Annotated in this window: 24 protein-coding genes; 10 read left to right on the top strand and 14 right to left on the bottom strand. The window is 59.2% G+C overall.

Annotated features, from left to right (window positions below):
• Window positions 1–63 precede the first annotated feature (63 nt).
• The 3 genes from F6X24_RS04200 to F6X24_RS04190 all read right to left on the bottom strand — a co-directional run bounded on the left by F6X24_RS04200 (window position 64) and on the right by F6X24_RS04190 (window position 3,235).
• The gene (locus F6X24_RS04200; RefSeq protein ID WP_229725339.1) at window positions 64–2,112 is read right to left on the bottom strand and encodes a prolyl oligopeptidase family serine peptidase; all 2,049 of its coding nucleotides are present in this window, start codon (window positions 2,110–2,112) and stop codon (window positions 64–66) included.
• Window positions 2,113–2,191: 79 nt separating this feature from the next.
• Window positions 2,192–2,377 carry a hypothetical protein gene (locus tag F6X24_RS04195; protein ID WP_151086768.1) on the bottom strand — a complete coding sequence of 62 codons (186 nt, stop codon included), beginning with the start codon at window positions 2,375–2,377 and terminating at the stop codon, window positions 2,192–2,194.
• Between the two features lie 42 nt (window positions 2,378–2,419).
• A complete protein-coding gene (locus tag F6X24_RS04190) occupies window positions 2,420–3,235 on the bottom strand; it encodes a hypothetical protein (RefSeq protein WP_151086767.1) in 816 nt (271 codons plus the stop codon).
• Window positions 3,236–3,344: 109 nt separating this feature from the next.
• On the opposite strand from F6X24_RS04190, the gene panD reads away from it, so the two are divergent.
• The 5 genes from panD (at window position 3,345) to F6X24_RS04165 (ending at window position 7,756) form a co-directional block, all read left to right on the top strand.
• Window positions 3,345–3,692 carry an aspartate 1-decarboxylase gene (gene panD / locus F6X24_RS04185; protein ID WP_151086766.1) on the top strand — a complete coding sequence of 116 codons (348 nt, stop codon included), beginning with the start codon at window positions 3,345–3,347 and terminating at the stop codon, window positions 3,690–3,692.
• A 64-nt stretch (window positions 3,693–3,756) separates the two neighbouring features.
• On the top strand, window positions 3,757–4,803 hold the full coding sequence (locus F6X24_RS04180; RefSeq protein WP_151086765.1) for a lysylphosphatidylglycerol synthase transmembrane domain-containing protein: 1,047 nt from the start codon (window positions 3,757–3,759) through the stop codon (window positions 4,801–4,803).
• 104 nt (window positions 4,804–4,907) lie between these two features.
• Window positions 4,908–5,393 (top strand): D-glycero-beta-D-manno-heptose 1-phosphate adenylyltransferase, encoded by a 486-nt coding sequence (rfaE2, locus tag F6X24_RS04175; RefSeq protein ID WP_151086764.1) that lies wholly within the window; start codon window positions 4,908–4,910, stop codon window positions 5,391–5,393.
• A 106-nt stretch (window positions 5,394–5,499) separates the two neighbouring features.
• Entirely contained in the window at window positions 5,500–6,663 is a 1,164-nt protein-coding gene (locus tag F6X24_RS04170) for an acyl-CoA dehydrogenase family protein (protein ID WP_151086763.1), read from the top strand.
• A gap of 166 nt (window positions 6,664–6,829) precedes the next feature.
• A complete protein-coding gene (locus tag F6X24_RS04165) occupies window positions 6,830–7,756 on the top strand; it encodes an AraC family transcriptional regulator (protein ID WP_151086762.1) in 927 nt (308 codons plus the stop codon).
• Between the two features lie 197 nt (window positions 7,757–7,953).
• Here F6X24_RS04165 and F6X24_RS04160 read toward each other — a convergent pair whose 3' ends face one another.
• From F6X24_RS04160 to F6X24_RS04150, 3 genes are read right to left on the bottom strand one after another with little or no spacing between them, the layout of a single operon-like run.
• A complete protein-coding gene (locus F6X24_RS04160) occupies window positions 7,954–8,694 on the bottom strand; it encodes a geranylgeranylglyceryl/heptaprenylglyceryl phosphate synthase (RefSeq protein ID WP_229725337.1) in 741 nt (246 codons plus the stop codon).
• On the bottom strand, window positions 8,687–9,622 hold the full coding sequence (locus F6X24_RS04155) for a hypothetical protein (protein WP_151086760.1): 936 nt from the start codon (window positions 9,620–9,622) through the stop codon (window positions 8,687–8,689). The genes F6X24_RS04160 and F6X24_RS04155 overlap by 8 nt, the downstream gene beginning before the upstream one ends.
• Window positions 9,623–9,666: 44 nt before the next feature.
• On the bottom strand, window positions 9,667–10,038 hold the full coding sequence (locus F6X24_RS04150; RefSeq protein ID WP_151086759.1) for a phage holin family protein: 372 nt from the start codon (window positions 10,036–10,038) through the stop codon (window positions 9,667–9,669).
• A 140-nt stretch (window positions 10,039–10,178) separates the two neighbouring features.
• Here F6X24_RS04150 and F6X24_RS04145 point away from each other — a divergent pair, with 140 nt between their 5' ends.
• Window positions 10,179–11,342: a J domain-containing protein gene (locus tag F6X24_RS04145; protein WP_191906452.1), complete on the top strand. Its 1,164-nt coding sequence runs from the start codon at window positions 10,179–10,181 to the stop codon at window positions 11,340–11,342.
• 50 nt (window positions 11,343–11,392) lie between these two features.
• On the opposite strand, the gene F6X24_RS04140 is transcribed toward F6X24_RS04145, so the two are convergent.
• Window positions 11,393–12,391, bottom strand: coding sequence for a YpdA family putative bacillithiol disulfide reductase (locus F6X24_RS04140; RefSeq protein ID WP_151086757.1), 999 nt, complete (start codon window positions 12,389–12,391; stop codon window positions 11,393–11,395).
• A gap of 275 nt (window positions 12,392–12,666) precedes the next feature.
• Between F6X24_RS04140 and F6X24_RS04135 the strand changes: the two genes are divergently transcribed.
• Entirely contained in the window at window positions 12,667–13,581 is a 915-nt protein-coding gene (locus F6X24_RS04135; RefSeq protein ID WP_151086756.1) for a class I SAM-dependent methyltransferase, read from the top strand.
• A gap of 73 nt (window positions 13,582–13,654) precedes the next feature.
• Here F6X24_RS04135 and F6X24_RS04130 read toward each other — a convergent pair whose 3' ends face one another.
• The 3 genes from F6X24_RS04130 to F6X24_RS04120 are packed head-to-tail and all read right to left on the bottom strand — an operon-like array spanning window position 13,655 to window position 15,683.
• On the bottom strand, window positions 13,655–14,101 hold the full coding sequence (locus tag F6X24_RS04130; RefSeq protein WP_151086755.1) for a DoxX family protein: 447 nt from the start codon (window positions 14,099–14,101) through the stop codon (window positions 13,655–13,657).
• Window positions 14,102–14,145: 44 nt separating this feature from the next.
• Window positions 14,146–14,598, bottom strand: a complete 453-nt coding sequence (locus tag F6X24_RS04125; protein WP_151086754.1) for a 3-oxoacyl-ACP synthase — start codon at window positions 14,596–14,598, stop codon at window positions 14,146–14,148.
• A 20-nt stretch (window positions 14,599–14,618) separates the two neighbouring features.
• The gene (locus F6X24_RS04120; protein WP_151086753.1) at window positions 14,619–15,683 is read right to left on the bottom strand and encodes a serine hydrolase domain-containing protein; all 1,065 of its coding nucleotides are present in this window, start codon (window positions 15,681–15,683) and stop codon (window positions 14,619–14,621) included.
• 203 nt (window positions 15,684–15,886) lie between these two features.
• Between F6X24_RS04120 and F6X24_RS04115 the strand changes: the two genes are divergently transcribed.
• Window positions 15,887–16,372, top strand: a complete 486-nt coding sequence (locus F6X24_RS04115) for a DUF5004 domain-containing protein (protein ID WP_151086752.1) — start codon at window positions 15,887–15,889, stop codon at window positions 16,370–16,372.
• Window positions 16,373–16,378: 6 nt separating this feature from the next.
• On the opposite strand, the gene polA is transcribed toward F6X24_RS04115, so the two are convergent.
• From polA to F6X24_RS04100, 3 genes are all read right to left on the bottom strand, one after another.
• Entirely contained in the window at window positions 16,379–19,279 is a 2,901-nt protein-coding gene (gene polA, locus F6X24_RS04110) for a DNA polymerase I (protein ID WP_151086751.1), read from the bottom strand.
• A 110-nt stretch (window positions 19,280–19,389) separates the two neighbouring features.
• Entirely contained in the window at window positions 19,390–20,256 is an 867-nt protein-coding gene (locus F6X24_RS04105) for an LOG family protein (RefSeq protein ID WP_151086750.1), read from the bottom strand.
• A gap of 189 nt (window positions 20,257–20,445) precedes the next feature.
• Window positions 20,446–21,711, bottom strand: a complete 1,266-nt coding sequence (locus F6X24_RS04100; RefSeq protein WP_151086749.1) for an ABC transporter permease — start codon at window positions 21,709–21,711, stop codon at window positions 20,446–20,448.
• A 192-nt stretch (window positions 21,712–21,903) separates the two neighbouring features.
• Between F6X24_RS04100 and queA the strand changes: the two genes are divergently transcribed.
• Window positions 21,904–22,953, top strand: a complete 1,050-nt coding sequence (gene queA, locus F6X24_RS04095; protein ID WP_151089509.1) for a tRNA preQ1(34) S-adenosylmethionine ribosyltransferase-isomerase QueA — start codon at window positions 21,904–21,906, stop codon at window positions 22,951–22,953.
• A gap of 67 nt (window positions 22,954–23,020) precedes the next feature.
• A complete protein-coding gene (locus F6X24_RS04090; RefSeq protein WP_151086748.1) occupies window positions 23,021–23,719 on the top strand; it encodes a 2-C-methyl-D-erythritol 4-phosphate cytidylyltransferase in 699 nt (232 codons plus the stop codon).
• Between the two features lie 162 nt (window positions 23,720–23,881).
• On the opposite strand, the gene F6X24_RS04085 is transcribed toward F6X24_RS04090, so the two are convergent.
• Window positions 23,882–24,736, bottom strand: coding sequence for a hypothetical protein (locus F6X24_RS04085; RefSeq protein ID WP_151086747.1), 855 nt, complete (start codon window positions 24,734–24,736; stop codon window positions 23,882–23,884).
• Window positions 24,737–24,814: the final 78 nt, after the last annotated feature.

Below are 24,814 nucleotides of genomic sequence, written 5' to 3'. Positions count from 1 at the left end.
GCTACTTACCTGGCCTGTTTGCCCACAGGCAATATCGTTCTCTCACCCGAATAATATTACTCACTACCCACTACCCATATTAAACAGCGTGAAGCTCCACACGTCGGTCCATTCGGCTATTTGGAGCTGGGTGCTTTTGCCCGCGCCGTGGCCGGCATTTACATCGATGCGAATGAGCGTGGGGCTTGGGCCCGCCTGGCAAGCCTGGAGCTCGGCGGCAAACTTAAACGAGTGCGCTGGCACCACGCGGTCGTCGTGGTCGGCGGTGGTGATAAGCGTAGCGGGGTAAGCCGTGCCGGGCTTTAAGTTGTGCAAGGGCGAGTAGCTGAGCAGGTTGCGAAACTGCGCCTCGTCGTCGGACGTGCCATACTCGGGAGCCCAGTTCCAGCCGATGGTAAACTTCTGGTACTTCAGCATATCCATAACGCCCACGGCGGGCAGGGCCACGCGGCACAGATTGGGCTGCTGGGTCATGATGGCCCCCACGAGCAGGCCCCCGTTGGAGCCGCCCGCGATGGCCAGCTTTTGGGAGCAGGTGTAGCCGGCGCTTTTCAGGTAATCGGCGGCCGCCATAAAGTCGTCGAACACGTTTTGCTTGTGGGGCGTCATGCCGGCCTGGTGCCAGGCTTCGCCGTACTCGCCTCCGCCGCGCAGGCTAGGGATGGCCAGCACGCCCCCGCGCTCCAGCCACAGCAGCCGCGCCACCGAAAAAGCCGGCGTAAGCGACACGTTGAAGCCGCCGTAGGCATAGAGATAGGTTGGATTTTGCCCATTCAGCGCCACGCCTTTTTTGTGGATGATAAACATCGGGATTCTGGTCCCGTCCTTGCTTTCGTAAAAAACCTGCGTTGTTTCATAAGCAGCCGGCTGCACGTCTACCCGCGGGGCCTTCAATACGGTGCTCTCGTTGGCCGCCGGGTCGTAGCGATAGATGGTGGTAGGGTAGGTAAACGACGTGAAGGCGTAGTACAGCACCTTGTCGGTACGCCGCCCGCCAAAGCCCGCCGCCGTGCCAATTGCCGGCAGTGATACCACGTGCCGGAATTCCCCGCTCTCCGAGTATACGTTCACCTGCGAGCTGGCATCGTGCAAGTAAGTGGCCAGCAGGCAGCCCGCGGCGAGGCTGATAGTCTCGAGCTTTTCGGGTGCTTCGGCAATCACGTCGTGCCAATTGGCGGGCTGGCGTGGGTCGAGGCGCACTACCCGGTAGTTGGGCGCGTGGTCGTTGGTATACACCAGCAGCTCATCGCCCAGGCTGCCAATCACGCTTGTGTCAAACTCGTAGCTAGCCTGCACCAAGGTCCAGGTACTGGCCTGGTCGGGGGCGTGCAGGTCGCGCACCAGCAGGCGGTTGCCAGCCGAAAGGCCATCGGTAAGGCTCAGGCACAGCCAGCGCTCATCTTCCGTCACCTCGGCAATGCGGAAGCCAAGCGCCATATCGTTGTTTTCATATATTAGCTGGTCGTCGGCCTGCCCCGTACTCAGGCGGTGGTAATACACCCGGTGGTACTCATTTTTGCCGGCCAGGGCCGCCTCCCCGGCTTGGGGCGCGTCGTAAGCGCTGTAATAAAAGCCCGAGCCGGCCCAGGCCACGCCCGACACCTTGACCCAGTCGAGCACCTCGGGCAGCGGCTGGCGACTGGCCATATCGAGCAGCCTGATTTGCTGCCAGTCGGAGCCGCCACCGCTGGTAGTATACGCCAGGTAGCGATGGTCGGGGCTGAAATGCAGGCCCATAAGCGCCGTAGTTCCCTCTTCCGAAAACCGGTTCGGGTCGAGCAGCACGGTAGCGGTTTCGAGCGGGGCGCCCACGGGCACGGCGTACACCACGGCTTGGTTTTGCAGACCATCATTCTTGCTGAAAATCAATAGCTCTCCTTCCTGGCTCGGTACGCTGTAGCGCTCGTAGTTCCAGAGCTGGGTAAGGCGCTCGCGCAAACTATCCCGAAACGGAATCTGGGCGAGGTAGGCGAACGTCACCTCATTTTGGGCCCGAACCCAGGCCGTCGTCTCGGGTGAGTCGGCATCTTCGAGCCACTGGTACGGGTCGGGCACCAGGGTGCCAAAGTAAGAATCGGTATGCGGGTCGCGGCGGGTGGCAGGGTAGGTCAAGGCGGGGAAGCAACAAAGGATTATCTGCTGTTTATCAATACATTAAAAAACAAAAAGACAACCTATTAGTAGAAACAAGCTAAGGGCCGGGGGCCGGTTTAGGAGCCGGATGCTCCAGCGTCGGCGACTCGGTCAGGATGTGCTTATTGGAAATGATATTGGCACGCCCTGCCGCCTTACGCCCAGCCTGCTGCGGCCCGACCATGCGACAGCCCAGCAGCAACAGGCCGCCCAGAAAGCTGATTCGAAGGATAGAAGTACGCATGCTGCTTAAGAAATACGGCACCCGGCCGGTTGGTTTTAGCTATTATTCGGCCGGCGGGCCAGCCGGGGCAGCCGGCAGCGCTTCGGCCACGCGCCGGGCCACTACCTCCTCTACCTGCTGACGCTGAGCGGCGGTCAGCTCCTGGCTGGGGCTGCTGGCCGGGCGGCGCAATTCGCGTAGCGTACGATTCAGGCTCAGGCGCAGCATGCCATACAGCACCAGGCTCAGGATACTGAGAATCAGTGCCAGAGGGGCAAAGAACCGGTCGAGCAGCGGCTCGGCAGTTACTGGCGCCCGAGGCGACGGAGCCGGGACAGTGGCGCTGGCTTCGGCTGCTTCGGCCGGGCCGGCGCCACTGCCAGCGTCTGCGGCGGCCTGGGGAGCCGGCGCGGGGTCGGTCGGAGGCAAGCCGGTTTGCACGTAGTCGGTTAATTTTTTTTCCAGCGTTTGCAAGCCTGCCAGGCGGGCCGGGTCGCGCTGCCGGGCCGGCGATGCTTTCAGCTTGCCAATAATCGCCTTAACCAGCGCCGTCAGCCGCGCTGGGTTATCCTTTAAACCCTTGTAAATCCTGCCTTTAGCCTCGATAGGGGCGTATAGCACCGAGTAGATGCGCAGGCTGTCGGGCCGCAGACTGGCAGCCAGCGCCTGAAGGTTGCCGCCTTCGCAGCGGAGCGAGCGCTGAAGCTGCGGGCGGCCCGCGTCGGCATATACGTAGCGGGCCGTGGCACACCAGATTTGCACCTTGGCCTCGTCGAGCGAAGGCTGGCCCAGAGGCGTCTGGGCCGAAGCAGCCAGCGGAAGTAGAAGTGCGGCAGCCAGCAGAAGCGGCCAGCAGCGGCAGGCAAGTTGGGTTTTCATCTCAAAACAGGCAATAAGCAGATTGGGGCCGGAAAGTACAACCTACCCCGCGCTTGGCCCCGCCGGGCGGGCAGCAGATTATCTTTGTGGGCTTTTCTATCTCTTAGGTATGCATATCGAAGTTCTCAAATCCAAGATTCACCGGGTTAAGGTTACGCAGGCCGAGCTGCATTATGTGGGTAGCATCACTATTGACGAAGACCTGCTCGACGCAGCCAATATGGTTGAAAATGAAAAGGTAACGGTCGTGAACGTAAACAACGGTGAGCGGCTCGAAACTTATACCATTAAGGGCGAGCGCGGCACGGGCATGATTTGCCTCAACGGCCCGGCGGCCCGCAAGGCTGCCGTGGGCGACATCGTCATTATCATCTCCTACGGCCTGGTCGATTTTCAGGAGGCCCGGGCGCACCAGCCTACGGTCATTTTCCCCGACCATCATAACCGGCTTGGGTAATGAATGAATAACAGGTACTAGCCGCACTCATTCTTACCTACCAATTACCCACTACCCATTATCTATGAAGCACCTGCTCACCTTTCTAAAATACGCGCTGCTGCTGAGCATTTCCGGTGCCCTGATGTGGTATGCAGTACGTGGGCAGGATTTGTCGCGCATCGGCCACTATATCCGGACGGCCAATTATTTCTGGCTGGGTCTCACGCTCGTGCTTTCCGTACTGGGCTATTTCAGCCGGGCTTACCGCTGGCAGATGCAGCTCTCGGCCTCGGGTACTCCCGCTCCGTTCTGGCGTATCTACCACGCCATGATGGTCGGCTACCTTGCCAACCTCGTGTTGCCCAGGGCCGGCGAGGTCATTCGCTGCTCGGTGCTGCGGCGCACGGCGGGCGTGCCGGTGCAGGTAGCGCTAGGCACCGTGGTAACCGAGCGCGTGATAGACGTGCTGGTGCTGCTGGGGCTGCTGGGCGCCACGCTGCTGCTCGATTTTAACACCTTCTGGGCCTTCGTCACCGACAAGCTGTTTGGCGGCCAGTACGATACCCTGGCCCGCAACCGCACGCCGCTGCTGCTGGCGGCCCTGGGGGCGCTGGTGCTGCTGGCCGTGGCGGGCTACACGCTGGTGCGCAATCTCGAGCGCCTTCGCCAGCACGCGCTTTTCAACAAGGCCATTCTGTTTATAAAAGGGCTGCTGGCGGGGGCGTTCAGCGTTATCAGGCTGGAAAATAAAGGCATTTTTCTGCTGCATACCATTTTTACCTGGCTAGTCTATTATTTACTCGACTACCTGGCTTTTTTCTGCTTTCCCGAAACGTATGGCCTGGGCATGAAAGCGGGCTTGGCCGTGCTCACTTTCGGGGCTTTCGGCATGGCGGCCCCGGTGGCCGGGGGTATCGGACCGTTTCACGTGATGGTTCAGGGCATTCTGCTGGTGTACGGCGTCAGCAAGGAAGCCGGTATTGCTTACGCGTTGGTTGTGCACGGGGCCCAAACGCTGCTGGTAGTAGTAATGGGGGGCCTCAGCTTTGTAGCCGTAGCTGCCGCCGATAAAGGCAACGTAGTAGACGAAGCCGAAGCCCTGGCCGATGAGCCGCTTACGACGGAGTAGGGCATAAGGCATACCGGGCCACGACTGGTAAAGCGGGGCCACGGCTTGCCAAAGCAGAAACTTTATTGCTCTTTACGCTATTAGCTGGTACCCAGCTTACGCCCATGCCCACCGCCGATAAGATTTTGACTCGTGCCGAGCTATCCACCACGTTGGCGGCCTGGCGGGCAGCGGGCGAGCGCATTGTGTTCACCAACGGCTGCTTCGATTTGCTGCACCTGGGCCACGTCGACTACCTCGAAAAAGCCCGCGCCCTCGGCAGTCGCCTGGTGGTTGGGCTCAATACCGATGCCTCGGTAAGCGCGCTAAAGCCCGGCCGGCCGTTGCAGGACGAGAATTCGCGCGCCCGCATTCTGGCGGCGCTGGCTTTTGTTGATGCCGTGGTGCTGTTTGGCGAACCAACCCCACTACAGCTCATTGAGCTGGTGCAGCCGGATATTCTGGTGAAAGGCGACGACTACGCCGTTGCCGGAATTGTGGGCCACGAGCTGGTGCTGGAGCGAGGCGGGCAGGTGCTTACCGTGCCGCTCGTAGCGGGCTACAGCACTTCCAATATCGTAAAAAAGATAATAAGCGGCCTCGACGGTTAAGTACCCGGCACCGCAGCTTGCTGCCGCGCCGCTTCGCCACCACCGCCGTATTTTTGTAGCCACACTCTTCTCTCCCACCCTCCCCTCACCCTCTAGCATTTTGGACATGACAACTTCGACGGCCACCGCTTCCCCCTTTCAACTCACCGAAGAGCAGTTAGCTGTGCAGGCCGCCGCCCGCGACTTTGCCCAGAACGAGCTGTGGGAAGGCGTAATTGAGCGCGATGACCACCAGAAATTCCCTGCCGCGCAGATTAAGCGCATGGGGGAACTGGGTTTCCTGGGCATGATGGTAAGCCCTGAGTATGGCGGCTCGGGCCTCGATACGATTAGCTACGTGCTGGCCATGGAGGAAATTTCCAAGGTCGATGCCTCGTGCTCGGTTATCATGTCGGTGAATAACTCGCTGGTGTGCTGGGGCCTAGAGCAATACGGCACCGAGGAGCAGAAGCAAAAGTACCTGACCCGCTTGGCCAGCGGCGAAATAATCGGGGCCTTCGCCCTTTCGGAGCCCGAGGCGGGCTCCGATGCGACGAGCCAGCGCACCACCGCCGAAGATAAAGGCGACTACTACCTGCTGAATGGCACCAAAAACTGGATTACCAACGGCTCAACCGCCTCGGTGTATCTGGTAATCGCCCAGACCCATCCGGAGTTGAAGTCGCGGGGTATCAACGTGCTGATTGTAGAAAAAGACACCCCCGGCTTCGTAGTCGGGCCGAAGGAAAACAAGCTCGGTATTCGCGGCTCCGATACCTGCTCGCTGATGTTTACCGACGTGAAAGTGCCCAAGGAGAACCGCATCGGCAACGATGGCTTCGGCTTCAAGTTTGCCATGCAGGTGCTGGCCGGGGGCCGCATCGGCATCGCGGCGCAGGCGCTGGGCATTGCTTCGGGCTCGCTCGAGCTGAGCCTCAAATACGCCAAGGAGCGCAAAGCATTTGGCGTGGAAATAGCTAAGCACCAGGCTATTCAGTTTAAGTTGGCCGATATGGCCACCAACGTGGACGCCGCCCGCCTGCTGTGCCTGCAAGCCGCCGCTGATAAAGATAACCATGCTGACTACGCCAAAAGCGGAGCCATGGCCAAGCTTTTCGCCTCCAAAATAGCGATGGATGCCTCGGCCGAAGCCGTGCAGATTCACGGGGGCTATGGCTTTGTGAAAGAATACCACGTGGAGCGCTTTTACCGCGATGCCAAGATTACCCAGATTTATGAGGGTACTTCCGAGATTCAGAAAATTGTTATTTCCCGCGAGATTCTGAAATAGCCGGCTCGAGCCGGAATATTGCTTTAATTTGCACTAAGCCCAGGCCAATATGGCCTGGGTTTTTCTTTTACTGAACTTTTTTTAGAAAGCATTGTAGTAATTAGCTGTAACTTTAGGCGCGTTTGCAACGATAAAGGGGCGGCCCCTTAGAATAAAAAAAACATCAATGGAAGACTATAATAAAGTAATTGAATCACTGGGGGTACGCTACATTAAAGCCAAAAACCTGGTTTTGCGCCAGGCGTTTACCGTCCGCAACGCGTACGATGTGGGCAATAACCTTATTCTGCTACATAAGGGCACTTTGGTTTTTGGCGACGAGGAGCAGGTAGTAGAAGAAGGGGAATTGCTGTTTTTACCGGGTGGCCGCGCAACGCGCGTCGGCTACGGCCAGGGGGCAGCCAGCCGCGTGATTTCCAATGATGATTTAATTACGAATAAGGACCGTTTTTTTACTTCTAACGATAAGCTCGACTACATCGGCGACGCGGAGGAAAGCCACAGCTTTGTCTCCTTCGAGGCCAAAGTGTTTGACTCGGTCAACTTCTTTGCCTCGCTCGATGTGCCGGCGTTTATCATCAAGGGCAACTCGAAGCTGGCCAACCTGGTCATTAAAGTTATTGAGGAATCGTTGCAAGACCTGCCGGGCCGCGAGCGTCTGATTGGCATCTATACCGAGAATCTGGTGGTGGAGGTTGTACGCTACATCCTGCGTAACAACCTGTTTGTTGAGCAGTTAGCTACTAACAGCACGTACTTCAAAGACCCGCGCCTGATTGACTTGTTTAACTTCATCAAGGAAAACCTGAGCGGCGACTTATCCAACAAGGTGCTGGCGACGGTAGCCAATGTGAGCGAGGACTACGTGGGCCAGTACTTCAAGATGCTGACCAATATCAACCCGCAGGATTATATTGAGTATCAGCGCATGGAGCGGGCAGTTTCGCTATTGCGTACTACCAAGAAAAGCATCCGCGATATTGGCAAGGAAGTAGGCTACAAGGATACTGCTTACTTCTGCCGCCGCTTTAAGATGATGTTTGGTATCCCGGCCGGCAAAATGCGCCGCCGCGAAACCGCCACGAACATCTAAAACCACTGATTAGCGCGGATTTTAGCGGATTCCACGGATTTTGTGGACGGCGCTACGCTATTTTCATAGCAGAAAAGCCACCTTTTGGGTGGCTTTTCTTATTAAATGAACTACCTAACTACTCGCTTACTCCTGGCAAAAACGAGGGAAATGGTGTCGTCCACAAAATCCGTGGAATCCGCTAAAATCCGCGCTAATCAGTGGTCTGCGGAGCGAGTGGCGGCTACTGCCTCGGCCAGGAAGCCTGGGTCGCGCTCGATGTGGTTGCCGACCACCACCATATCGGCCCCGGCAGCCAGGGCGGCATGTACTTTCCCGGCCGTATTCAGGCCACCACCCACAATAATCGGCACCTCTACGGCTTCGCGCACAGCCCTAATCATGGCCGCCGACACCGGGTGCTGCGCCCCGCTGCCACCGTCCAGGTACATGAGGCGCAGGCCCAGCTGCTCGCCGGCCAGAGCAGTTGCCGCCGCGATGCCCGGCTTATCGTGCGGCAGCGGCGCGGTACCACTGATGTAGGAGGCCGTGGTAGGCCGGCCGCTATCGACCAGCATATAGCCCGTAGGCAATATTTGCAGACCACTCTGCCGCAGACGAGGCGCAGCCACTACGTGCTGGCCAATCAAAAAATCAGGATTGCGACCCGAGATAAGCGAAAGCAGCAGAATGCCGTCGGCGGCGGGGTCTACGTGCAGGGCATGGCTCGGGAACAGCAGCACCGGCACCTGCGGCGCTTCCGCTTTGAGCAACGCAATAAGGGCAGCCTGGTGCTCAGTAAGCACCAGGCTGCCCCCTACGAGGAAAAAATCAACGGGATGCTGCCGGGTTAGCAGCAGCAGATGCTGTAGACGCGCCGGCTCGAAGTCGTCGGGGTCGAGCAGCACCGCCAGCGCCTTGCGCCCGCGCAGCCGTAGTCCGGTCAGCTTATCAAGCAAGCGGTTCGCGATAGGGAAGATTGTCGTCGTGGCGGGCGGCGGCAGCGGCATCCTGAGCAGCAGAAGTAGCGGGCCAGGTAGCGGGCGGAGTGCCCATAGTGGCCGATGAAGCTGCAAGGTCGGCATTTTCGCCGGTTTCCGCTTCATGCCTGGGCATAATATCCTGCACAGCCTTCGTGACCAGCGCCAGGGCTACGGCAGCGGCCTGCGCCATAATAACGCGGCCAGTTTCGCTCTGGGCAAAGGCCATCAGGGTCGGGCCGAGCAGGCTGCGCTTAGGCGGAGCATCGGCAGCAGTTTCCTCGCCTTCGGTAAAGCTGTCGGAATGCGGCAGGCGCCGGCTATCGTCGTAGGGGCGAGCCTGGTATGAATTGCTGGAAGCATACGAGTGCGCCGGACCTTCCTCATCGCCGTGGTCTTCCCCAAAGTGATAGTCAACCGTATCGGAGCCGTGCTGCGCTGCCGAATGGGCCGGAAAATCGGCCTGGTGGCTCAAGCCGTTATCATCGTCTTCGCTGGCGTCGTCGGTGCTGAAGCGGCCTTGCTCGTAAAAGCCGTCTCCTTCAACCTCATCAGTTGCAAATTCCTGACCAGCAGGACGGCTGAATGCTGAAGTATGGAAATCGCTATCCAGCTCGTCCAGCTCCTGGTCATTCTCATCATAGCCGTCGAAGCCCGCGTAGTCTTCATAAGCCGAGCGATACCGGTCATGATGGTCATGCTTTTTACGCGAACTGCCTCCAAATGCCTTGCGCAACAGCCAGACGGTGCTGAATACGCCAGCCCCCACCAAAGCCAGCTTGCCGGCCTGAATGGTATGCTCCTTAATATCTTCTACGTCGCCGCGCAAAGCCCGCTCATATTCCAGCTTTTTGCGCTCCAGAAAATCTTTTTCTTCTTCAAACAACGGGTTAGTGGGCTCGGTCATGGTGAGGGGTGTTTTGCAAGATAGCTAGAATGGTGGGCCGCCGCCTACGCGCGCTTATCCGATTTATAGATGGTGTTGTTCAGCAGCTTATCGGCTACTCCCTGGAAGAGTTTTTTATCGACCCCGACAAAGAACAGGATGGCCAGCACCAGATACAGCGCCGCTACGATTCCAAAGCCGGCCGATGGGCTATGAAGCGCATCATTCAGCACCAGGCCCAGGTAAATGGAGCCGAATATGATGAATAGAAAACCCAGCAGCCCGAGCGCTACCCCGTGAACGGTGCCTACAAAGGCATTTTTCACTTTTTCCTGGGCTTCCAGGCGTACCAGGTCGATGCGGGTATCCAGGTAGCCGGTGAGGTTGCTGATGAGGCTATCGTTGCGCGGCGTTTTGTCGTCGGTCAGGGAGGCCATGTGGGCGGAATTGTTTAGCGGAGAAATGCGGTTAATAAGCTGGGCTGAAAGCAACAGCTTAACCAGCCAGGGCGTTCTTTACGCAAAACTTGGGGCCGGGGCTGCCTTTTACGACCGGCTTTCGTTTAATTTTTTGTGGCGTGAGTCAGAATCATTACCAGGTACTGGGCGTGCCGCCTACCGCTCCCAGTGCCGACATCAAGCGCGCCTACCGGCGCCTGGCCACCGAGCTGCACCCCGATAAGCACGGCGGCGACCGCCACTACGAAGAGCAGTTCAAGGCCGTAGCCGTGGCGTATGGCGTGCTTTCAGACCCCGACAGCCGGGCCCAGTACGACTACCAGCTGCAACAGGCTACCCGCCGGGCCGAGGAACAGCGGCGGACTACCGCCCAGGCTGCGGGCAGTGGCCCTTCGGTATATAAGATGCCGGGCACTCCCGCTGCGGGCCCGCCCCTGCGCACGCGCCCACCGGCCGGCAGCCGCGAGCGCCACTACCAGCAGCGGGTGCCCCGCCAGCAGGTGCGCTTCAATAAGCAGGATTTTTGGCTGGTAGCCGGGCTTGTCTGCCTTATTTTTCTATTTGGCATCTCGGCCAAGATAGTGATGGACCGCGTGCAGGCCAACCTGTATTATGCCGACGCCCGCACCGCCTTTGCCAAAGGCCAGTGGCTGGAAGCCGAACGCCAGCTCGACCAGGCGCTGAGCTTTCGCGACGACCACGCCGAGGCGCTGCGCCTGCGCGGCCAGCTCCGGCAAGATATCAACCACGACCTGCAAGCGGCCCGCGCCGACTACCAGGCCGCCCTGCTGGCCGATGCCGGACACGCCCTTGCCACGCCCGAAGCGGCTCGCTTGCTTTACCGGCTGGGCCGTTGCGAGGCGGGCCTGCACGAGCCCGCCGCCGCCGAGCTAAGCTATTGCCGCGCCCTGACCCTCGACACGACGCTGGCCGAAGCCTACCTGGCCCGCGGCGAAAACCGCCTGCTCGACCTGCGCCAGACCCGCCCGGCCCTGGCCGACCTGCGCCACGGCCGCGGCCAGCTTACCCGCGCCGGCCGCCCCGTACCGCTCGAATATCTCCAGACGGAAGGGGCCGCCCTGGCCCACCTGGCTCGCTACGCGGAGGCCCGCGCCACCTATAAGTTAGCGCTGGAAAGCCAGCCCGAGGATGGCCGCACGCTCTTTCTGTTAGGCCGCCTGGCCCAGCAGCAGGGAGACTCGGCTAGCGGCTGCGAGTTTTTTCGGCGCGGGGCTAAGGCCGGGTATTCCTATGCCGTAGCCGCCGCAGCTGCCTGCCAATGATGTTTTTTTATATAGCAAATATTTCATTTTATTCACCAGCTGCCTTAATTCTATTTTAAAGAGCCCGCTCGCACCGAATCAGCAGCCACAGCCTTAGCAATAAGCTGCGCGTGGTGGCGGCCATTCTCAATAAACCAGCGGCTGGTGGCCAGCCCACCGCACACCGTGCCGGCCACGAACACACCAGGGCGGGCCGTTTCGTGGGTTTCGGGGTCGAAAACCGGGGGCTTGACCGGGTCACTTTCGTCGAGCGGCAGGGCCAGCGCGTCGATGAGCAGCGAGTAGTCGGGCCGGTAGCCGGTGAGGGCGTACACGTAGTCGGCCGGGATGCTGCGTGGGCCGTCGGGCGTGGTCACCTCCACCGAGTGCGGCGTGATGGCATCGATGGTCGTGTTGAAATACGCCGTGATGCGGCCTTCGGCAATGCGGTTGATGAGGTCGGGGCGAATCCAGTATTTCACGGTATCGGCCACGGCGGCGCCCCGCACCACCAGCGTAACGCGGGCCCCGGCGCGGGTGAGCGCCAGCGCGGCTTTGGCCGAGGAGTTTTTGGCCCCGACAACTACTACCTCGCGCCCGGCGTGGGCATAAGGCTCTTTATAGTAGTGATTTACGTGCGGCAGCTCTTCCCCCGGAACCCCCATATAGTTGGGCACGTCGAAGAAGCCGGTGGCCACGACTACGGCACGCGTCGCCAGCTCGCCTTTGTCGGTTTCGACGCTAAAATCGCCGGCCTGCCCCCGCAAAGCAGTTACTTTTTCATATAGTCGCAAATCCAGCTTTTCAGCCGTGGCTACGCGCTGGTAGTAGTCGAGGGCATCTTCGCGGTGGGGCTTGTAGGAAGCCATCGGGAAAGGATGACCACCGATTTCGAGCAGCTCGGGCGTCGAAAAAAACTCCATTTGGGTGGGGTAGCCCACCAGTGAGTTGACAAGCGCGCCCTTATCGACCGTAGCCACCGAGAGGCCCCGCCGCTGAATTTCGATGGCGCAGGCCAGCCCCACGGGGCCGGCCCCGATTACAACAACGTCTAGTTTGGCAGCAGGCATGAAGAATAGTTGCTTGGTAAAAAACGTGGCGCGGACATGTACGGCATTTTAATTGGCAATCAGCTACTAACAAGTTAGGAAAGCAAGCTTACTATGCGCTTTGAGCACATAGTATTTTTACTATATTTAATAAATTTAAGCCTTGCCACATCCAGCCGGGCCAACAGATTTTGGCCTGGCAAAGCGAACTTTGTCCTACGCGCTGGCTTGTACGACAATCGGACGGGCAGTGCGGTTTCGACGCGGCCGCTAAAGTTGGCGCGCCGGCCCAGCTTATGCGCCACTGCGACCTGTGCGGAGCTACCAGCTTCGAGCCCCTCCCCTTCTATTATCTTTTTGATGGCCAGCGCCTGCAAGGCACCCGCTGCACCAACTGCGACCTGGCTTTTCTCGACCCGCAGCCCACGCCCGCGCAGCTCTCAACGCTGTATGGCAAGGAATATTTCACGGACCGCCCCAACTACGACCGCACCGAGAAAGAAAAAACCTTTATCGAAGAAGGTAAAACCCTGGACTTGAGCAAGGTGCAGGAAGATAAGTTCACGCGCTACATGCAGCAGCACTATCCGGGCCGGCGCTTTCGGTACCTGGATGTGGGCTGCGGCCCCGGCTACACGCTTAAAAGCCTGCAAAGCCTGGGCTGGGAAACCCACGGCCTCGAAATATCGGCCCACGCCGCTGAGTATGCGCGCCGGGAGCTGGGCCTGCCCGTGGTAACCGGCAACATCGAAACCACCGAGGACTTCCACGAAAACCAGTTCGACCTCGCCTACCTCGGCGACGTGCTCGAGCACTTGCTGTCGCCGGCGGCGGCCATCCGCAAGTTTGGCCGCATCCTGGAGCCCGGCGGGCTGCTGGTGCTGGCCTTGCCTAGCGTGACCAACCTGCCGAGCATGCGCCTGGGCTTTGCGGCCTATAAGGCGCTGGGCCGCCAGCGCCGCATGGATATTCCGCCCTACCATCTCTACGAGTTTACCCCCGCCACCATCCGCAAGATGCTGGCGAAGAATGGGTTTTCGGTGGTCGATTTGCAAAACCCCGTGAAAGCCCCGGCCAATATCCGACTGGGCGGCAACTTGCTAGAGCAGGCCGCCAAGCTCGGCACCCAGTACCCCACCTACTGGCTCAATAAGCTGACGGGCCGGTTTGGGGACAGAATGTTTGTGGTGGCTCGCAATGAGAAGGCATAGTAGCGCGGACGCTGTGAGTCCGCGCATGGTAGTATTGAACAACGCTCTGACGCGCGGACGCGCAGCGTCCACGCTACTTTTTGCGGAGCGCTTGTAGCGCGCCGGTAGCCCACAGCGCCACGCCCATCAGCACGGGCTGCATGAACAGCCGCCCCAGCCGCTTGCCGTCGGTATCGAGCCCGAAAGCCGACAGGTGATGGGTGTACTGGTGAATATTACCCGGAAAAACGGCGGCGTAGAACGCCGCCAGCCCCAGGCCCATGCGCACCCGACTTGGTCCTTTCGAGAAAATCAGGGCCAGGCCCAGGCCAATCTCGACTACGCCCGAGAGCAGCACTACCGTGTCTTTATCGAGCGGCACAAAATCGGGCACCTGGGCCTGGAAATCCTGGCGCACGAAAGTGAGGTGGCCCGTACCGGCCGTCACCATAAAGCTGCCGAGCAGGCAACGGGCCACATCTTGGAGCGGGGTAGTTTTGGGGGCGGGCAGCTGGGCGAGTGAGCGAAGAGTAGTTTCCATACCGCTGCATACGATGAGCGCGCGGCCAGGGTGCGCGCCGGCCGCTAGCTCACGGCCAGCACCCGCACCGGCCGGCCGTTAAAAACCACTTCCTCGCCGCCCCGCCGCCCGTGCAGCGCTGCCGCCAGCGGTGCCGCCGCCGACACGGCCATAAACTCCTGCCCTGCGGCCGTAGCCAGCCGCCCCGCGCTGATGCTGACGTAAAACAGCCCCAGGCTGGTACTGGCCAGCGCGCCCAGGCGCACGGTATCGCTGGCCAGGTCGGGGTTGATTTTTTGCAGGGCAGCCAGCAGTTGCTGGGCCTCATGCAGCTGGGCGGCGTGGCGGTCGCGCTCCTGCTGGGCCATGGCGCGGCCGGTTTCATACTTATCGCCGGCGCTGCTCTTGGTTTCGGAGTTTGAGGACTCCTGGGCGGCCGCCATGCCGGCGCGGGCCGCATCGAGGCGGGCTTGCACGTAGGCCAGGCAGGCAGCGTGGAGGGCGGGTTTGGAAGACATCAGCAGCAAATCAATTACTATTATTCGGTTAGCCACTGCGTGGCCCGGTACTGGCCGGGGCCAAAGAATAGCCGCAGTACCTCATCCACTAGCTGCGGGCCGTTGGCACTGTTGGTAAATAACAACAAGCTCTCCTGTTTGCCCGGCAAAGTCATAAAGAAGCCCTTGAAGTTGCCGTTATCGCCCCACTGCCATTGCGCCAGGCCCTGGCTGGTGCTGGCCAGCCCTACCCCGCAGGCCCAGTCTATGTACGGGTCGGCGGCCGAGGCGGCTTTGCCGCAGCGGTCAGCCGCCGTGGCGGGGATGCGCAGCAGCCGGGCGGTAGCGGGCTTCAGCCCCTGCCCGGTGCGCAGCGCCTGCAAAAAGCGGTTGTAATCGATAGCCGTTGAATACAAACTGAACCCCGCGTAAGGCTCCATAAAGTGGTCGATGGGCGAGGGCTTACCCGCCCCGTCGTGGCCGGCGCTGGCCGTGGCCGCGAAAGCTGGCTGCCAGATGAAGCTAGTGTTTTTCAGTCCCAACGGCGTAAATATCTCCTGCTGCGCTAGCTTCTCCCACGACTTACCAGTGAGGTGTTCCAGCGTTTTCTGCAAGAATGTGTAGCCCTCGCCCGAGTAGTTCCAGCAGCTGTCGGGGGCATATTTCAGCACCAGGGCCGAGGTTTTCCAGCTGGGCGTCGTCGGGTTTTCGGCCCAGTTGGGCAGGCCCGTGGTGTGTGCCAGCGCCATGCGCGCCGTGATGCGGGCCGCGCGCGGCTGGCCCTGCAGGCGCGGGTAGTCATAGTACTGGAGCAGTGGCTTATCGAGGTCGAGCAGGCCGCGGTCGTGCAGACGCAGGGCCACGTAGGCCAGCATTTCCTTGCCTAGCGACGCCGCCTCGAAGATAGTAGTAGCCGTAACGGGCTGGCTGGTGCCGGCTTCGCGCACGCCCAGGTTGTAGGCCTCCACGGCTTTGCCTTTGGTGTACACCACCTGCACACCGGGCACGTTGTGGCGCTGGAGCAGGGCGGTAAGCTCGTCTTTTCGGGATTGAGCCAAGGCCACCTGGCTCAGCAGAGCCAGCAGTAAAGTTATAATATTTTTCATTTTATATATAAGCTTCGCGCCCTGTCCAGGAATGAAGCTTAAAGGTCCGCCTATGATGAGCAGTGGGGCTTGGCGCAGCTTTAGTAAGTCCTTGTCGGTTTCTACTATCACTTTGAAGTGGTATGGCGAAGAGCAGGGCAAAATTAAAGAATATAGAACTGTCGGGCTATTTTTGTTTCTACTCACTTTTCGCGCAAAAGCTTATGCCCAGCTTCTCCCGCCGGCCTGCTATTCTTATCGGAACCGGCGCTCTGCTACTAGCCAGTGCCTGCCATAAGGATACACCTGCTCCTGACGCCAATACGAGCCTGCTAGCTGCCCACGCCTGGCGTATAGTAGCTTCGACCTCCACCGACAACATGGTCACTCCGGCTCAAACGACAAATTGGTATGCCACCTTCCCTGTTTACCGTAAGGATGACACCTATCAATTTAATACTGATGGCAGCCTGCTTTTCGATGAAGGCCAACTCAAAGAGAAAACGACTGACCCGCAGACGGCCACCGGCAAGTGGCAGTTTGATGCCGCCCAACAGGCAATTGCCATCACGCTCGGCAAAACCGTGCCGCTCGGCACTACCGGTATTACTTCAACTACCGGCTATACTATCCGCAAGCTGAGCGCCGACACGCTTCGCCTGACTACCGGCACACAGGCTCAGACTGTAGTTCAGACGCTGGCGCGGTAACTACCGCTAGTGCGCCTTCAGCCAGTTATCCCCCGTGCCGACCTCCACCTCCAGCGGCACGCCGTGGGGCAGCAGCAGGGCGGTGGTCATCAGCTCGCGGATTTTCGGGGTCACGTAGTCCACTTCTTCGCGCACGGCGTCGAACACGAGTTCGTCGTGTACTTGCAGTATCATCTTGGTGCCCAGCTGCTCGCGCTCCAGGAAGTCGTGGATGTTAATCATCGCCATCTTGATGATATCGGCGGCCGTGCCCTGGATGGGCGCGTTGATGGCGTTGCGCTCAGTGTAGCCGCGCAACGTGGCGTTGCGCGAGTTGATGTCGCGCAGGTAGCGGCGGCGCTTGAGCAGGGTTTCGGCGTATTCGAGCTCGCGGGCGCGGTTGATGCTGTCGTCCATAAACTGCTTTACCGACGGAAATTCCTGGAAATAGGTATCGATAATATCAGTGGCTTCCTTGCGGCTGATGCCGATGCGCTGGGCCAGGCCAAAGGCCGAGATGCCGTAAATAATACCGAAGTTCACGGTCTTGGCCTTGCGGCGCATTTCGCTATCAACTTCACTCAGTGGCACATGGAACACCTTGCTGGCGGTGCTGGCGTGCACATCCTGCCCCAGGCGGAAGGCCTCAATCATGGTTTTATCGCCCGAGAAGTCGGCCATGATGCGCAGCTCTACCTGCGAGTAGTCGGCGGCCAGCAATATATGGTTTTCATCGCGCGGCACGAAGGCCTTGCGGATTTCACGGCCCTTCTCGGTACGAATGGGAATATTCTGCAAATTCGGGTTAGTGGAGGAAAGGCGGCCGGTAGCCGTAACGGCCTGGTTGAACGTGGTATGCACGCGCCCATCTTCGCACACCAGCTGCGGCAGCGCCTCCACGTAGGTCGAGCGCAGCTTGGTAAGCTGGCGATATTCCAGGATAAGGCCGGCGATGGGGTTGTCGATAGCCAGCACGCTCAGGATTTCCTCGCCGGTTGCATACTGCCCGGTTTTGGTTTTCTTGATTTTGCCGCCGCCGAGCTGCATCTTATCAAACAGCACCTCGCCCAGCTGCTTGGGCGAGCCGATGTTGAACACCTCGCCGGCTTCTTTAAAAATCTGCGTTTCCAGCTCCTGCACGTAGCCTTGCAGCTCGGCCGAGTACTCGTTCATGGCGTTGGAGTCGATGCGCACGCCCTCGCGCTCGATGTCGGCCAGCACCGGCACCAGCGGGTTTTCCACGTCATTTAGCAAGCCCAGCAAACCCAGGTCTTTGAGCATGGGCTCGAATACGTGGCGCAGCTGCAAGGTCACGTCGGCGTCTTCACAGGCGTAGTCGCGCACGCGGGCCGGCTCGATGTCGGCCATTGTTTTCTGGCTTTTGCCCTTGGGCCCGATGAGGTCGGTGATGGGCACCGGCGTGTAGTGCAGATACGTCTCGGCCAGCACGTCCATGTTGTGGCGCATGTCGGGCTCGATGAGGTAATGCGCCAGCATAGTATCGAAGAACGGTCCGGCTACGCGCACGTCGTAGTTCTTGAGAATGAGCAGGTCGTACTTGATATTCTGGCCTACTTTCACAATGGCCCCGCTCTCAAAAAACGGCCGAAACTCGTCTACCAGCGCCTGCGCGGCCTCGGCGTCGTCCTGCGGCACGGGCACGTAGTACGCCTCACCCGGCACGTAGCTGAATGAGAGGCCCACCAGCCGCGCCGTCATGGTATTGAGCCCGGTGGTTTCGGTGTCGAAGCTCACTTCGGGCTGCTGCAACAAGAAGGCCAGCAATGAGGTGCGTAGCGCAGGCGTGTCTATCAGGTGGTAGTGATGCGGCACGTCTTCCAGCGTTTTGCGCGGGCCGGTGTAGTAAGCGCCCTCATCGCCGGGCGCAAACTCGCCGTTTTCGGCGGCGATTATTACGGCTTCGCTGCCCTCGCCAAAGAGCGAGCCCTGGGCGCTCGGCGCGGCTACTTTGGGCCGGCGCGCCCCGCGCCCTACCGGCGCGGCCGGGCCCCGACCAGCACTGGGCGCCGCCGCGCCGCCACTCAGCACCCGCGCGGCCAGCTGCCGAAACTCCAGCTCGTCGAACAGCCCGCGTAGCTGGGCTTCGTCGGGCGCATCAACCGTCAGTGATTCGGGCTCAAAATCGATGGGCACGTTGACGTGGATGGTCGCCAGCTCCTTGCTCAGCAGGCCCTGCTCGGCGAAGTTGCGCACGTTTTCCTGCTGCTTGCCTTTCAGCTCATCCACGTTAGCAATCAGGTTCTCTACCGAGCCGTACTTCTGAATCAGCGTCTTGGCCGTTTTCTCTCCGATACCCGGAATACCGGGAATATTGTCGCTCGCATCGCCCTGCAAGCCCAGAATATCAATTACTTGCTCGACGCGCTCAATCTCGAAGCGTTGCAGCACGTGCGCCACGTCGAGCACTTCGGCCGCGTTGCCCATAAAAGCCGGGCGGTATATTTTGATGTTTTCCGTTACCAGCTGGCAGTAGTCCTTGTCGGGCGTCATCATAAACACCTCGAAGCCGTGGGCCTCGGCCCGCTGGGCAATGGTGCCGATTACGTCGTCGGCCTCGTACCCATCCATCATCAGAACCGGGATATGAAAGGCCTTGATAATCTGCTTGATGTAGGGAATTGCCACCCCAATATCCTCGGGCATGGCCTGGCGCTGGGCCTTGTAGGCCGCGAACTGCTCGTGGCGAAAGGTCTTCTTCGGCCCATCAAAGCACACCCCGATATGGGTAGGCTTCTCCTTTTGCAGCACCTCCACCAAGGTATTCGTAAAACCTAATATTGCGCCCGTATTCACGCCCTTCGAGTTGATGCGCGGGTTTTTGGAAAAGGCGAAGTGCGAGCGGTAGATAAGGGCAAAAGCGTCGAGCAGGAAGAGCTTTTTGGCGGGAGCAGTGGGCTGGTCAGTCATGGTAGGGCAAAGTACGGGGCGGCAGAATTACGGGTGCTGCCGACCTTCTCAAAAAAGCAACAAAAAAGCCGGACGTTTCCGTCCGGCTTTCAACAAAAGGGGATTTTAGCCTAAAAATTCGGCGACAATGAGTACTTGTGGTAGAAATCGTCGATGATTTTAACGGCCTCGCTGGCGTCGTCCACTATCTGCACCAGGTGCATGTCTTCGGCCGAGATGTTGTGCTCTTCGTGGAGCATCACGTCTTCAATCCACTTAAACAAGCCGCTCCAGTAGGCCGTGCCTACCAGCACGATGGGGAAGCGTCCGATTTTCTTGGTTTGAATCAGGGTCAGGGCCTCAAACAGCTCGTCGATGGTGCCGAAGCCGCCGGGCATACCCACGAAGGCCTGGGCATACTTTACAAACATCACCTTGCGCACGAAGAAGTAATCGAAGTTGATGCACTTGTCTTGGTCGATGTAGATGTTGTGGGTTTGCTCGAAAGGCAGCTCAATGTTAAGGCCTACCGACTTGCCGCCTTCGGCGCGGGCGCCCTTGTTGCCGGCTTCCATAATGCCGGGGCCGCCCCCCGTGATAACGCCGTAGCCGTGGCGCACCAGCTTGGAGGCGATTTCCTCGGCCATCTGGTAGTACGGGTTGTCGGGCTTGGTACGCGCTGAGCCGAAAATGCTGACGCAGGGGCCGATTTTGGATAGCTTCTCGAAGCCTTCCACAAACTCGGCCATCACCTTGAAAATCTGCCAGCTATCGGCAATTTTAATCTCGTTCCAGTCTTTGTCTACGAAGGCTTTACGGATGCGCTGCTCGTCGGGGTCGGGCGTGGTTTTGGGCGTATTGCCGGTTTGCTGGCGCAGCTCCGTAATGGAAGTCAGCTTGTTATCATTTACGTTGGGCTGCACAATAGTCTTGCCCGAGCCTGCATTCAGGCTATCGTCGGAAGACTTGGTTTTGCTGGTTTTTTTAAGTTTGGACATACCTGCCAGGGTGGGGAAAAACGAAACCGCCCCAGCTCAGGGAGCGGGGCGGCCAACAGTAAAGCGCGAAGATAAGGAATTAATCGGATGATTTTTTAATGTGCTTTGGCAGTTCTGCAGCAGGCACTTAGGCCAAAGCAGCGTATATATTTCCGAAAATCAGCTACTTGCTAATTAAAAATTGCTCGCTCACTTAGCCCGGATAGCTATCACCGGGTCGAGGTTGGCGGCCAGCACCGCCGGAATAATACCCGCCAGAATGCCAATGCCCACCGAAACCAATAAGCCCAGCGAGATATTGCCCGCGCTCAGAAACAGCTCCATACTATCCTGCGGGATAAGCGTGATGAGCCAGACCAGAAAAATACCCGTCGCGCCACCCAGCAGACACAGGAACACGGCCTCAAACAGAAACTGGAACAGAATAAAGAAATTTTTAGCCCCCAGCGACTTCTGAATCCCGATGATGTTGGTGCGCTCGCGCACCGACACAAACATGATATTGGCAATGCCAAAGCCGCCTACCAGCATCGCAAACGAGCCAATAATGGCCCCGGCTATGCCAATAACGCTAAACAGCTTTCCAATAGCCGAGGCTATCATCTCGGGGCGATTGAGGGCAAAATTGTCTTCCTGCCGGGGCTTGAGCCCACGGATAATGCGCATAGCGCCCTGCATCTCGGCTTCGAGGTTGAGCAGACCGGGGTCGTCGTCGCGGCCTTTCACGCCGAGTGTGGGCGACGGGCCGCTCATGCCGGTGCTGCTCATGGCAAAAATGCTGGCGAAGCTGCCGTACGGAATCAGGCAGTTGGCGTCGTTGCTGGGCGTGCCGAGCAGGTTTTTTCCTTCTTTTTTCATCACCCCAATCACCGTGAAGTAGCGGCCCTGGGTTTTGAGCTGCTGGCCTAGCGGGTCGCCCTGCGGATATAGGTTTTCGGCTATGGTTGCACCGATGATGGCTACCGGCCGGCCGGCGTCCATCTCCTGCGGCGTAAAGTAGCGGCCTTTCTCAATCGGCACGCTCGATATCGTGCGGTAATCGTAGCTTACCCCTTCCAAAGCGCAGTCGCTCACCGAGTTGACGCCCGCCTTCAGCGTGTTGCCGTTTTTGGCTACGAAAATGGCAACTCCCTTCTGGCTGCTGGCCGGCAGCATCTTTTGCAGCTGCTGAAACTCGCGCAGCGTGGGCACGGGGCGGTTGAAGTACTTCCACCAGGGAAAGTTAGACTCGAATACCCAGGGCCACTTGTTGACGTAAATAACCTTGTCGCCCAGGAAGTTCATGCTGCTGCGCACGTTGGCTTCGAGCGAATCGACGACCATGAACACGGCTATAATCGAAAAAATACCCACCGTAACGCCCAGCAGCGACAAGATGGTACGCAACAGGTTAGACCGTAGCGCCTGCCAGGCAAAGGCAAAGCTTTCGAGCACCAGGCGAAAGGTTAGAAGCATAGGGATGAGGCGTAATCTTTAGGTAGTTGCCGACGGGCGACAACCCAAAACCACCCGAAAAGTAGTACGCAAGATGGCTTTTCCCTGAATTTGATAGCCTTAGCCCGACAAGTTTACCCTTACCCAAAAAAAATCCGTACCTTTGCCCCCCGAATTTTCGGTAACTTCCCCCTAGTACTGCCCATCATGGCGATGAAACTGCATGAGTTCAAGTTTGAACTCCCCGAAGAGCTGATTGCCAGTCACCCTGCCCGCCACCGCGACGAATCGCGCCTGATGGTGGTAAACCGCGCCACCGGCCAGATTGAACATAAGATGTTCAAAGATATTCTGGATTATTTTGTGGAGGGCGACGTTTTCGTGTTCAACGATACCAAGGTATTTCCGGCCCGCATGTACGGTCAAAAGGAGCGTACCGGCGCGCAGATTGAGGTATTCCTGCTGCGTGAGCTGAACAAGGAAGGCCGCCTGTGGGACGTACTGGTGGACCCCGCCCGCAAAATTCGGGTAGGTAATAAGCTGTATTTCGGCGACTCCGACATTGTAGCCGAGGTAATTGATAATACGACTTCGCGGGGCCGCACCATCAAGTTTTTGTTTGACGGCACCGACGAGGAGTTTCGCAAGGCGCTCTACGAGCTGGGCGAAACACCCGTGCCCAAAGACGTGCTGAAGCGCGAAACCGAGCCCGCCGATAAAGAGCGCTACCAGACGATATATGCCGAGAACATTGGCGCTGTGGCGGCTCCCAGCGCCGGCCTGCACTTCTCGCGCGAAGTGATGAAGCGCATGGAAATCAAGGGTGTAGAGAAGGCCTACATTACGCTGCACGTGGGCCTGGGCACCTACCGCAACGTGGACGTGGAAGACCTCACCAAGCATAAGATGGACTCGGAGCAGTTTTTCGTGAGCGCCGAGGCCGTGAAGGTGGTTAACAAGGCGATGGATGCGAAAAAGCAGGTGTGCGCCATTGGCACGACGACCATGCGGGCGCTCGACGCCTCGGTGTCGGCCAACAGTCGCATTAAGGTGACGCAGGGCTGGAACGACAAGTTTATCTATCCGCCCTACGACTTCAAAATCGCTAACTCGCTGCTCACCAACTTTCACCTGCCCGAAAGCACGCTGGTGATGATGGCTTCGGCCTTCGCCGGCTACAAGCTGCTGATGGAGGCCTACCAGGAAGCTATCAAAGAAAAGTACCGCTTCTTCGCCTTTGGCGACGCGATGCTGATTCTGTAGCGCCGCTTTGTGATAAGTAGCCGTCCGGCAGCCGTTGCTTGCCGCGCTCCACTTCGGTACGCCTCCCATGACAGACCCTTCTAAGCCAGTACGCTACGCCATTCTGGTGGCCGGGGGCACGGGGCAGCGCATGGGGGCCGACCGGCCCAAGCAGTTTTTGCTGCTGCGCGGCGAGCCGGTGCTGCTGCACACGCTGCGCCGCTTTGCCGAGCCGACGCTGGGCGTGGCGCAGGTGGTGGTGGTGCTGCCGTTTGACCAGCTTGCCTACTGGCAGTCAATATGCAAAAAATATAATATTACCCTGCCGCATACGCTGGTAGCGGGCGGCGCTACGCGCTGGGCATCGGTGAAAGCCGGCCTGGCTGCGCTGCCCGCCGATGCCGCCGGCGCGCTGGTGGCCGTGCACGACGGCGTGCGGCCGCTCGTCTCAACGCCCGTGATTGAGGCCGCTTACCAGGCGGCCGCTGCGCACGGCGCGGCCGCGGCCGCCGTGCCCCCCAAAGATTCGGTGCGGCTGCTGGGGGCGGCCGGCTCGTCGCCGCTCGACCGCCGCCGCTTGCGCCTGATGCAGACGCCGCAGACGTTTGACCTGGCGCTGCTGCGCCGCGCCTATCGCCTGCCCGAGCTGCCAACCTTCACCGACGATGCCAGCGTAGTGGACGACCTGCACCCGGTGCACCTGGTGGAAGGCGACTACCGCAATTTAAAAATCACGACTCCCGAAGACCTGCTGCTGGCTGAGGCGCTCCTGGCCCAGGCTGTCTGAACCGCGGATTACCCGGATTTTGGTGATGCCGCTTACTTTCCCAATCGTACCCAGCTATACCAGTCCCTGATAACAAAAAAGGCTGCTCAGGTGAGCAGCCTTTTTTGTTGATTCACTTCCAAGTAATCGTCACTAAAATCCGACAAATCTGCGGTTTAGCCATTACTTCAGGTAGATGGTGCGGGTATGGCCGTTTACGGTTACGGAGGCGATGTTGTCGCAGGCAGCCGTGTTCGTGGGGTCATAGTTAAGCAGCATTGCTTTTTCCTTGTCGTTGGTAATCTCAACGATGCCGGCTACGAAGTGCCGGGCGCATCCGGGGCTGAACTTCTTAATAAGCGGGCTCTGGATGGTGGCCGCGTAGGTAACATTGCGGCGGTTGGTGCCCGTGAGCGCGCCCGTAATGCTATAGACATCGTCGAGGATGCTGCGCGTGCCGAAGCCCGCCGTACGGGTATAGGTGCGCTCCGACGACCAGGAAGTAGTGCCGCCATTATTGGCGAAGATGATGCTGGCGTTCTGCACGCTCAGGTTAAACGAGCCATTGCCGAGGTTGGTGATGACGCGGGTGCCCAGGTGCTGGTTGTCGTTGACGAAGTAGTTGGTGCGGTTGATGGTAACCACCGCGCCAGCCTGGCGGTAAGGGCCGCTAAACACGGCCGTAATCTTACCCCGACGGTAGCGACCATCGGCGCACAGGCAGTTGGTAGGGCCAAAGTCGAGCGTGAGCGTGCGGGTGCTGGCATCGTAGGTGCGGGTGAGGCAGCCCGAAACCAGCGTTTTAAGCTCAGCAGGGTCAGACACAGTGGGGCTGGCCGAGTCGGTAGCATCCTGAGGAGCGGCGGCCTCGACAAGGTCGGTCGTGGTAGCATTTTCCTCGTCGCCCTGGCCCTGGTCTTCGGCCGAGGTTACGTCGTCGGCTACTACATCGGCACGGTGGCAGCTGGCAGTCAGCAACAGGCCGCTTGCCAGGGCGGCATAGGCTAAGGAGCGAAGGCTGGTAAGGTGGTAACGCATGGGTAAGTAAGGTAAGGGTGAAGTAGCCAGGGTTATAAAAAGCGTTTGTACTAGCTAAGAGCGACAAAGCCACCCAGA

The sequence above is a fragment of the Hymenobacter baengnokdamensis genome (assembly GCF_008728635.1).
Classification (GTDB): domain Bacteria; phylum Bacteroidota; class Bacteroidia; order Cytophagales; family Hymenobacteraceae; genus Hymenobacter; species Hymenobacter baengnokdamensis.
The sequence above is the reverse complement of the archived record's forward strand: the minus strand, read 5'-3'. Positions and strand labels throughout refer to the sequence as shown.

What these genes read in the sequence shown, in the direction of transcription:
- F6X24_RS04085 (WP_151086747.1), bottom strand. Translation starts at nt 24,736, where the DNA reads ATGCGTTACCACCTTACCAGCCTTCGCTCCTTAGCCTATGCCGCCCTG.
- panD (WP_151086766.1), top strand. Translation starts at nt 3,345, where the DNA reads ATGCATATCGAAGTTCTCAAATCCAAGATTCACCGGGTTAAGGTTACG.
- polA (WP_151086751.1), bottom strand. Translation starts at nt 19,279, where the DNA reads ATGACTGACCAGCCCACTGCTCCCGCCAAAAAGCTCTTCCTGCTCGAC.
- F6X24_RS04180 (WP_151086765.1), top strand. Translation starts at nt 3,757, where the DNA reads ATGAAGCACCTGCTCACCTTTCTAAAATACGCGCTGCTGCTGAGCATT.
- F6X24_RS04090 (WP_151086748.1), top strand. Translation starts at nt 23,021, where the DNA reads ATGACAGACCCTTCTAAGCCAGTACGCTACGCCATTCTGGTGGCCGGG.
- F6X24_RS04170 (WP_151086763.1), top strand. Translation starts at nt 5,500, where the DNA reads ATGACAACTTCGACGGCCACCGCTTCCCCCTTTCAACTCACCGAAGAG.
- queA (WP_151089509.1), top strand. Translation starts at nt 21,904, where the DNA reads ATGAAACTGCATGAGTTCAAGTTTGAACTCCCCGAAGAGCTGATTGCC.
- F6X24_RS04165 (WP_151086762.1), top strand. Translation starts at nt 6,830, where the DNA reads ATGGAAGACTATAATAAAGTAATTGAATCACTGGGGGTACGCTACATT.
- F6X24_RS04125 (WP_151086754.1), bottom strand. Translation starts at nt 14,598, where the DNA reads ATGTCTTCCAAACCCGCCCTCCACGCTGCCTGCCTGGCCTACGTGCAA.
- rfaE2 (WP_151086764.1), top strand. Translation starts at nt 4,908, where the DNA reads ATGCCCACCGCCGATAAGATTTTGACTCGTGCCGAGCTATCCACCACG.
- F6X24_RS04150 (WP_151086759.1), bottom strand. Translation starts at nt 10,038, where the DNA reads ATGGCCTCCCTGACCGACGACAAAACGCCGCGCAACGATAGCCTCATC.
- F6X24_RS04115 (WP_151086752.1), top strand. Translation starts at nt 15,887, where the DNA reads ATGCCCAGCTTCTCCCGCCGGCCTGCTATTCTTATCGGAACCGGCGCT.
- F6X24_RS04155 (WP_151086760.1), bottom strand. Translation starts at nt 9,622, where the DNA reads ATGACCGAGCCCACTAACCCGTTGTTTGAAGAAGAAAAAGATTTTCTG.
- F6X24_RS04105 (WP_151086750.1), bottom strand. Translation starts at nt 20,256, where the DNA reads ATGTCCAAACTTAAAAAAACCAGCAAAACCAAGTCTTCCGACGATAGC.
- F6X24_RS04120 (WP_151086753.1), bottom strand. Translation starts at nt 15,683, where the DNA reads ATGAAAAATATTATAACTTTACTGCTGGCTCTGCTGAGCCAGGTGGCC.
- F6X24_RS04190 (WP_151086767.1), bottom strand. Translation starts at nt 3,235, where the DNA reads ATGAAAACCCAACTTGCCTGCCGCTGCTGGCCGCTTCTGCTGGCTGCC.
- F6X24_RS04140 (WP_151086757.1), bottom strand. Translation starts at nt 12,391, where the DNA reads ATGCCTGCTGCCAAACTAGACGTTGTTGTAATCGGGGCCGGCCCCGTG.
- F6X24_RS04130 (WP_151086755.1), bottom strand. Translation starts at nt 14,101, where the DNA reads ATGGAAACTACTCTTCGCTCACTCGCCCAGCTGCCCGCCCCCAAAACT.
- F6X24_RS04195 (WP_151086768.1), bottom strand. Translation starts at nt 2,377, where the DNA reads ATGCGTACTTCTATCCTTCGAATCAGCTTTCTGGGCGGCCTGTTGCTG.
- F6X24_RS04100 (WP_151086749.1), bottom strand. Translation starts at nt 21,711, where the DNA reads ATGCTTCTAACCTTTCGCCTGGTGCTCGAAAGCTTTGCCTTTGCCTGG.
- F6X24_RS04135 (WP_151086756.1), top strand. Translation starts at nt 12,667, where the DNA reads ATGCGCCACTGCGACCTGTGCGGAGCTACCAGCTTCGAGCCCCTCCCC.